This is a genomic window from Streptomyces sp. BR123 (assembly GCF_013401435.1).
Taxonomy (GTDB): Bacteria; Actinomycetota; Actinomycetes; order Streptomycetales; family Streptomycetaceae; genus Streptomyces.
Map to the genome: position 1 here is coordinate 1 of NZ_JACBGN010000312.1, position 7,984 is coordinate 7,984.

Here is a 7,984-nt window from a genome sequence, read left to right on the forward strand (position 1 = left end):
GTCGGGGGCGGTCGGGGACTGTCAGGCGGGTCAGAACTGCAGGGACTTGGTCTGGAGGTACTCCGCCAGACCGTGCGGTCCGAGCTCGCGCCCGACCCCGGACTGCTTGTAACCGCCGAAGGGTGCGAGCAGGTTGAAGCGGCCGCCGTTGATGTCCACCTGGCCGGTGTCCATACGGCGGGCGAAGGCGACCGCGGTGTCCTCGTCGGCCGCCCAGACGGCGCCTCCGAGGCCGTACACGGTGCCGTTGGCGATGCGCAGGGCGTCGTCCTGGTCCTCGTACGGGAGGATCGACAGCACCGGGCCGAAGATCTCCTCCTGGGCTATGGCCATCTCGGGTGTGACGTCGGCGAACACGGTCGGGGCGATGTAGTACCCGCGCTCGTGCGGCGCGTCCGGGCCGCCGGCGACGAGGCGGGCGCCCTCCTCGATGCCCCGGGCGATGTATCCCCGTACGCGGTCGCGCTGCTTGGCGTTGACCAGCGGGCCGAGGCGGGTTCCCGGTTCGCGGGGGTCGCCGCAGGGGTACGCGGCGACGGCGGCGGCCGCGAGCGAGACGGCCTCCTCGTGCTGGTCGCGGTGGACGAGCATGCGCGTGAGCGCGTTGCAGCTCTGGCCGGAGTTGTTCATGACGTGGCCCACGCCCGCCGCGACGGCCTTGGCCAGGTCGGCCCCGGGCAGGATGACGTTGGCCGACTTGCCGCCGAGCTCGAGGGCGACGCGCTTGACGGCGGCGCCGGCCACGGCGCCGATCTGCCTGCCGACCGCGGTGGAGCCGGTGAAGGAGACCAGGTCGACCCCTTCGTGCGCGGCAAGCGCCTGCCCGGCGACCGGGCCGGTCCCGGTCACCAGGTTGAACACTCCGGCCGGGATGCCCGCTTCGTGCACGGCTTCGGCGAAGAGCTGTGCGGTCAGCGGGGTGTCCTCGGCCGGCTTGAGGACGAGGGTGCAGCCGGCGGCGAGAGCGGGCGCCACCTTGGCAACGATCTGGTGCAGGGGGTAGTTCCAGGGCGTGATGGCCCCGACCACTCCGACCGGCTCCAGCAGCACCGTCGAGTTCCCGATCCGCTCCTCGAAGGCGTACGAGGCCCCCAGCTCAGCGAAGGAGGCGGCGACCGCGATCGGCGAGCCGACGTGCACCGCCGCGGAGAAGCCCACCGGGGCGCCGAGCTCGGCGGTGATGATGTCGGTGAACTCGGCCTTGCGGGCGATCATCGCGTCGCGCAGCCTCCCGATCAGGGCCGCACGCCCGGCCGGGGGCGTGGCCGCCCAGCCGGGAAGGGCGGCACGGGCGGCCTGCACGGCCGCGTCCACGTCCTCGGCGGTGCCGGCCGGGACCCTGCCGATGATCTGCTCGTCGGCGGGGTTGACGACCTCGATCCGGTCGCGACCGGCAGCGGCCCGCCACTCGCCGGCGATGTACATCCCGTCGTGGGCCTTCATGGCATTCCTCCCGAGCACGCACGAGCGCGTAGACCTGATCTCGTGTGGACACCCTACAAACCAGCGCCGGCAGTTTTACGGGTGCCAGGGTCGGCCCCGGTCAGATGATGCCGAAAAGCATCCCCGCCCCCAGGACGACGAGGGAGGTCAGGGCCGCCCATTTCACGGTGAAGCGGGTGTGGTCGCCGAACTCGACCCTGGCCATGCCGACGAGGACGTAGACGGCCGGAACCAGTGGGCTGGACATGTGCAGGGCCTGGCCGACGAGGGAGGCGCGGGCGATCTCCAGCGGGGACACCCCGTGCGCGGCGCCGGCCTCGGCGAGGACGGGCAGCACGCCGAAGTAGAAGCCGTCGTTGGACATGAAGTAGGTGAGCGGCAGGCTGAGCAGACCGGTGACCAGGGCCATGTGCGGGCCCATGCCCTCGGGGACGGCGCCCACGAGCCAGTCGGCCATGTGCTTGACCATGCCGGTGCCGCTGAGGACGCCGGTGAAGACGGCAGCCGCGAAGACCATGCCGGCGACGTTCAGGACGTTGTCCGCGTGGGCGGCGATGCGGGCCTTCTGGTCGGGCATGTGCGGGAAGTTGACGGTGAGGGCGAGGGCGGCGCCGAGGAGGAAGAGCACCGGGATGGGCAGCAGCTCCATGATCATGGCGGCGAGGAGTGCGACGGTCAGGCCGGCGTTGAACCAGTAGAGGCGGGGTCGGAGGGTCGGCCGGAGGGGATCGAGCCCCTGGAAGCCGCCGGCCTGCGGCCCGTCGTCGGCGGCACCGTCGTGGGAACCGGGGGCGGAGGCGACTCCGGGCCCGGAGGCGGGCCCGGAGCCCGGGCTGGAGTCGGCACCCGGACCGGCACCGGCACCGGCATGGGCGCGGGTTCCGGCCTCTTCGGATCCCTTGCCGACGGCGACCAGATCCTGCCCGGCCGCGTCGGCGTCTTCGTCGGCGCGCTCGGCGTCGCCGGGGAGCGCGAGCGTGCCGACCCGGCGGCGTTCCTTCAGCCCGAGGACGTAGGCGAGGGCGAACACGAACAGCAGGCCGACCGCCAGGGCGGGGATCATCGGCACGAAGATGTCGGCGGCGTCGAGTTTGAGGGCCGTGGCGGCCCGTGCCGTGGGGCCGCCCCAGGGCAGGGTGTTCATGACGCCGTTGGCGGTGGCGGCCACGCCCGTCATGACGACGAGGCTGAGGCCGAGCCGCTTGTAGAGGGGGTACATGGCAGAGACGGTGATCATGAAGGTGGTCGAGCCGTCGCCGTCGAGCGAGACGATCGCGGCGAGGACCGCGGTCCCGACCACGACGCGCATGGGGTCGGCCTTGCAGAAGCGCAGGATGCCGCGCACGATCGGGTCGAACAGGCCGACGTCGATCATCAGGCCGAAGTAGACGATGGCGAACATCAGCATGGCGGCGGTCGGCGCGAGTTTGCCGACGCCTTCGATGACGTAGTCGCCGAGGTGGGCGCCCTTGCCTGCGAACACGCAGAAGAGCGCGGGGATGAGGACGAGCGCCGCGATGGGCGACATTTTCTTCATCATGATCAGGACCAGGAAGGTCGCGATCATGGCGAAGCCGAGGAAGGTCAGCATGCAGGGAACGTAGGGGTCGCCTCTGGAGCCCAACAAGACGTCCACGCGTGAGCAATACGAGCAAAACCCCAGCTCAGGGCAGGGGTGCGACGTTGACGGGGAATCCGTTGAGGACAGCCGTGCCGGATGGCGCGTCGAGCAGGGTGCCGTCGAGGAGCTGGTTGACGTTGGCGCCGGGCGCGGCGGCGGCCACGGTCAGGCGGGCGCCGTCGCGGTCGTGGCCCCAGCCGTGCGGGAGGCTCACCACGCCCGTGCGGACGGTGTCGGTCACCTCGACCGGGACTTCCAGACTGCCGCCGTCGGCGGTGATCAGGGCGCGTCCGCCGTCGGTGAGGCAGAGCCGCTCGGCGTCCCGGGGATTCACCTGGAGCGTGCAGCGGTTGGAACCTCCGCTGAGGGCCGGCACGTTGTGCAACCAGCTGTTGTTCGACCGCAGGTGGCGGCGGCCCACGAGCACCAGGGCGGCGGGGCGTTCGGCGAGCGCCGCGCGCAGCCGGGGCAGCTCGGCCGCGATCGGGTCGGGCAGCAGCTCGATCCTGCCGCTGCGCGTCTTCAGGACGGCCGGAAGCCGGGGCCGCAGCGGGCCCAGGTCGATGCCGTGCGGGTGTGCGAGCAGCCGCTCCAGGCTGAGCCCCGCAGGCGCCGCCCCCTCGCCGGCCCCGCCCTCGCCGTCCGGTCTCTCGACGGCCGGTTCCCCGCCCGCGGCGGCCGGGGGCAGGGCCGCACCGACGGTGTCGAACAGGTCGCCGTACGGCCCGAGTCGAAGCATCAGGTCGAGCCTCCGCTCGGGGCCGCTCTCCCCGGTGAGCAGCCCGGCGAGGCGCACCGGGTCCTGCCCGTACAGCGGCGACTGCGGGTCGGCGGTCTCCTTGGCAAGGGTGGCCAGGACGACCGGCGCGTCGACCGCGGCAGCGGCGTCGGGGACGGCGGCGCCGTGCAGGCCTGCGACGGCAAGGACGAGGCGGGCGTGGATCTCGCACTCGTCGAGCAGTCCTGCCTCCAACGGGACGGCGGCGCGGGTGTAGCGGGCCTGGTTGCGGATGGCGAAGCCGTTGAAGGCGAAGTCGTGGTGCGCGCTCTGCGAGGGCGGCGGGGGCGGCAGCACGACGTGGGCGTGGCGCGAGGTCTCGTTCAGGTAGGGGTCGACGCTGACCATGAAGTCGAGGCCGGCCAGAGCCGCGTCGAGGCGCTGCCCGTCGGGGGCGGACAGCACCGGATTCGCGGCGATGGCGACCACGGCACGGATCCTGCCCTCCCCCGGCGTCTCGATCTCCTCGGCCAGGGCGGCGATGGGCAGTTCGGACTTGGCCTCCGGGTGGCCGCTGACCCGGCTGCGCCAGCGGCCCGTGGCGAAGCCCTTGCGGGATCCGGAGCGGGGCCGCGGGCCGGCGGCCGGGAGTGGGAAGAGGGCGCCGCCCGGCCGATCGAGGTTGCCGGTCAGGATGTTGAGTACGTCGACGAGCCAGCTGGTGAGGGTGCCGTAGGTGACGGTGCAGCTGCCGATCCGCCCGTAGACGGCGGCGGTGGGCGCGGCCGCCAGATCGCGGGCGAGGATGCGGATCTCGGCGGCCGTGAGGTCACAGGCGGGTGCAACGGCCTCAGGAGGGAAACTCGCGAGGGCGTCCGCGAGTTCCCCGAAGCCGAGGAGGTGTTCCCCGAGAACGCCGGGGGCAGCGAGTCGCTCGGCGAGCAGTGTGTGCGCGAGGGCCGCCAGCAGCAGGGCGTCGCTGCCGGGCCGGGGTGCGAGGTGGCGGTCGGCGAGGCGGGCGGTGCGGGTGCGGCGCGGGTCGACGACGACGAGGGTGCCGCCCCGGGCACGCAGCGCCTTGAGCCGGCCGGGGAAGTCGGGGGCGGTGCACAGGGAGCCGTTGGACTCGACGGGGTTGGCGCCGATGAGGAGCAGGAAGTCGGTGCGGTCGAGGTCGGGGACCGGGATCGCGAAGGGGTCGCCGAAGAGGAGCCCGCTGGAGACGTGCTTGGGCATCTGGTCGAGGGTGCTGGCGGTGAAGAGGTTGCGGGTGCCGAGGGCCTTGAGGAGCAGCGGCGGGTAGAGGGCGCCGGCCATGGTGTGGACGTTCGGATTGCCGAGGACCACGCCGACGGACTGGGTGCCGTACTCCTGCACGAGGGCCGGAAGGGCGGTGGCGACGGCCTCGAAGGCCTCGTCCCAGTCCGCCTCGCGGAGCTGTCCGCCGCGGCGGACGAGGGGGGTGCGCAGCCGGTCGGGGTCGGAGTCGAGCGCGCCGAAAGCCGCTCCCTTGGGGCAGATGAAGCCGCGGCTGAAGACGTCGTCGCGGTCCCCGCGGGCGCCGGTGACGGCGGTGCCGTCGATGGTGAGGGTGAGGCCGCAGGTGGCTTCGCAGAGGGGGCAGATGCGCAGGGCGGTGCGGGGCATGGGCCCTCCCAGGGGCGTCGGGCTGCGGCGCGGGCACGCGGGCGCACCGAGCATACCGACCGGTAGGCACGTCAGGGAGATCCGCGGGGGCGGAAGTCCAGGACCTGCCGACCTGCCGATCCGCCGACCTGCCGACCTGCCGACCTGCGGGGAGCGTCAGTCGAGGACGCGGGCGAGATAGGCGTGCATCATCGCGCGGGTTTCCGCCACGATCGCCGCATCACCGGCCGGGTCGGCGCGGAAGGCCAGCTTGGTCAGCGCGTCCGTGGCTTCGACGGCGACGAGGACCGCCCGCTCCAGGTCCGGGTCCGGGGTCAGGCCCAGGTGGCCGGCCAGGAGTTCGGTGAGGCGTACGGCGACGAGCCGGTTGGGGTCGGCGGCGGGGCCGTCCGCCGGCGGGGCGGGCACGCCGAAGTCGACGAGGGCGAAACCGGGGACGGTCCGCTTCATGGCCAGGTACTCGTCCAGCACGGCGTCGACGACCGGTCGCCAGTCGTCGGCCGGGAGGACGGCGAGGCGCTCCGCGATGGCCTCGGTGTAGCGGTCCAGGTTGCGGTGGGCGAGGGCGATGGCCATGGCGCGCTTGTTGCCGAAGAAGCGGTAGACCGAGCCGATCGGCACGCCGGCGCGCAGGGCCACGGTCCGGGTGCTGAGCTCCTCGTACCCGGTCTCGTCCAGGAGTTCGGCGCAGGCGTCGAGGATCCGGGCGAGCCGTTCGGCGCTGCGCCGCTGGACGGGCGCACGGCGCAGGGGGTGGGTGGGCGGCACGGGTCCATCATGCCGCTCCGGGCGCGCGGTTTCAGCCGTCGTCCCGGACGCGGGTGGGTCGCGGCCTCGGTTCGCGGGCACGGGCCCGCTTCCGATCACGGCCTCAGTTCAGCAGGAGGCCGATGCCGCCCAGGGTGTACGTGATCATCAGCGCGAGCATGGGGAGCTGTCCGCTGACGGCCCGGTGCGGCGGGAAGAGTCGTAGGGCGCGGTCGTGGGCTGCGATCACACCGAGGACGTGGCCTGTGACGACGGCGATGACCTGGAGGGCGGCGAGGCCGCCGGATCCCAAGGGGGGCAAGGGATCGGGCCCGTTGTCAGTGCCGAGTGCCATGCTTACGGTGCGTGGTCCTTCGGTTACGAGAAGGGAGAAATAGTGGGCGATGAGATAGCCGAGCGCGATCGGGACGAGTGAGTGCGCGAAGGCGGTGAGCGGTCCGGGGTGCGGGCCGCCGACCAGGCGGGTGGCCGCCGCGCACAGGCAGTAGAGGGTGGCGACGAGGGCGACGGAAGCGAGCAGTCCGAGGGTGGCCGTGGGGGTGCGGCCGAGGGGGGAGGTCTGGAGGGTGTCGATCCACGCGGGGTGGTCACTGAAGCCGTCGTAGGCGGTGGAGCCGAGCAGGACGCAGACGGTGGCGACGAGTCCGGGCCGCTCGGGCGTCGCGTCGAGTCCGTGGAAGGGGTTGCGGAGTACGAGACGGCCGTCGTGGCGGCGGCCGAGGGGGGAGAGCCGGGCCAGGAGGGCGGAGTACGCCTCGAAGGCGTCCCCGTCGTCGAACCAGCGCTCGCCGAAGCGGGCGGCGAGCGCGAGGTGGGCGCCGGTGTAGGCGGATAGGGCGATCAGGAGGGAGGTGGTCGATGCGGGATCGGGAGCCGCGAGTTCGAGCCAGGTGAAACCGAGCAGTCCGGCGGCGGCGGGCCACTGGCCGAGCCGGGCGGGAAGGGGGGCGTACCCGCGCGGGGGCACCCTCACGCGGTGCGGGAGCCGGTGCAGCAGGCGGTGCAGGGTGCGCAGCGGGTTGAGGAGGCGCCAGACGGGGCCGAGGAGGAGGGAGGCGGGGACGAGGCCGACCCAGAAGAGGACGTAGACGGCACCGGGACCGGCGTTGCGGTCGGGGTCGTCCGGGGCGAGGAGGAGGGAGGCGAGAAGGGCCAGGAATGCGGCGAGGCCGAGCCCGCGGAGAGCGGCGCGGGTGGCGGGCGCGTCGGCGGTCCGCTGGAGGCCGGTCGGCAGGGCGAGGCCGGACCGGTCGCCGCGGAACCGGGAGGACGACCACAGCAGACCGAGGGCGAGGAAGGAGACGAAGAGTGCGGTGAAGGCGCCGGCGAACGCGTAGAAGGGAGAGATGGGGAGATCGTGCCGGGAGCCGATGCCGTGCGCGAGCGCGGTCAGCGGGTCCGCGGCGGCCGGGTCCGGGACCACGCCCCGGCCGCCGGGGGCGGGGCCCGGCCAAGCCCCCGCCTGCGACCACGAAGGCGGGCGCGGGGGCGGGGTCATCGGACGAGGAGCTGGGTCAGCACGAGACGGGACTCGTGGGTCTCGACCTCGAACAGGCCCGTGCGGTCGGCCGTCAGGACCAGGGTGGCCTCCTGGCCTGCCGGCAGGGCGAGTTCCTTGTCGTAGCCGTGGACGTGCAGGGTGTCCGCGCGGTCACTGGTGACGCGCAGGGCGACGCGCTCGCCGCGCTTGAGCTCGGTGCGGCCGGGGGCGGGGACGACCTTGCCGTCGCGGACGCTGAGGGTGACCGTGCGGTCGGCCTGCGCGGGAGCGGAAGCGGGTGGGGGCC

Annotated in this window: 5 protein-coding genes and 1 pseudogene; all 6 read right to left on the bottom strand. The window is 73.3% G+C overall.

Features of this window, described 5'->3' with window-relative positions; all coding sequences use genetic code 11:
• Window positions 1–30: 30 nt before the first annotated feature.
• Window positions 31–1,443 carry an aldehyde dehydrogenase family protein gene (locus tag HYE82_RS30880; RefSeq protein WP_179177501.1) on the bottom strand — a complete coding sequence of 471 codons (1,413 nt, stop codon included), beginning with the start codon at window positions 1,441–1,443 and terminating at the stop codon, window positions 31–33.
• Between the two features lie 100 nt (window positions 1,444–1,543).
• Entirely contained in the window at window positions 1,544–3,034 is a 1,491-nt protein-coding gene (locus HYE82_RS30885; protein ID WP_179177502.1) for a CitMHS family transporter, read from the bottom strand.
• A gap of 73 nt (window positions 3,035–3,107) precedes the next feature.
• Window positions 3,108–5,429 (bottom strand): molybdopterin-dependent oxidoreductase, encoded by a 2,322-nt coding sequence (locus HYE82_RS30890; RefSeq protein WP_179177503.1) that lies wholly within the window; start codon window positions 5,427–5,429, stop codon window positions 3,108–3,110.
• A gap of 156 nt (window positions 5,430–5,585) precedes the next feature.
• On the bottom strand, window positions 5,586–6,197 hold the full coding sequence (locus tag HYE82_RS30895) for a TetR family transcriptional regulator (RefSeq protein WP_179177504.1): 612 nt from the start codon (window positions 6,195–6,197) through the stop codon (window positions 5,586–5,588).
• 103 nt (window positions 6,198–6,300) lie between these two features.
• Window positions 6,301–7,590: a hypothetical protein gene (locus tag HYE82_RS30900; protein WP_179177505.1), complete on the bottom strand. Its 1,290-nt coding sequence runs from the start codon at window positions 7,588–7,590 to the stop codon at window positions 6,301–6,303.
• Window positions 7,591–7,691: 101 nt separating this feature from the next.
• Window positions 7,692–7,984: pseudogene (locus HYE82_RS30905) on the bottom strand (cupredoxin domain-containing protein); the annotation flags it as partial.

Bases quoted from the DNA above. Each gene is read 5' to 3' on its own strand.
- HYE82_RS30890 (WP_179177503.1), bottom strand. From the start codon at position 5,429: ATGCCCCGCACCGCCCTGCGCATCTGCCCCCTCTGCGAAGCCACCTGC.
- HYE82_RS30885 (WP_179177502.1), bottom strand. From the start codon at position 3,034: ATGCTGACCTTCCTCGGCTTCGCCATGATCGCGACCTTCCTGGTCCTG.
- HYE82_RS30880 (WP_179177501.1), bottom strand. From the start codon at position 1,443: ATGAAGGCCCACGACGGGATGTACATCGCCGGCGAGTGGCGGGCCGCT.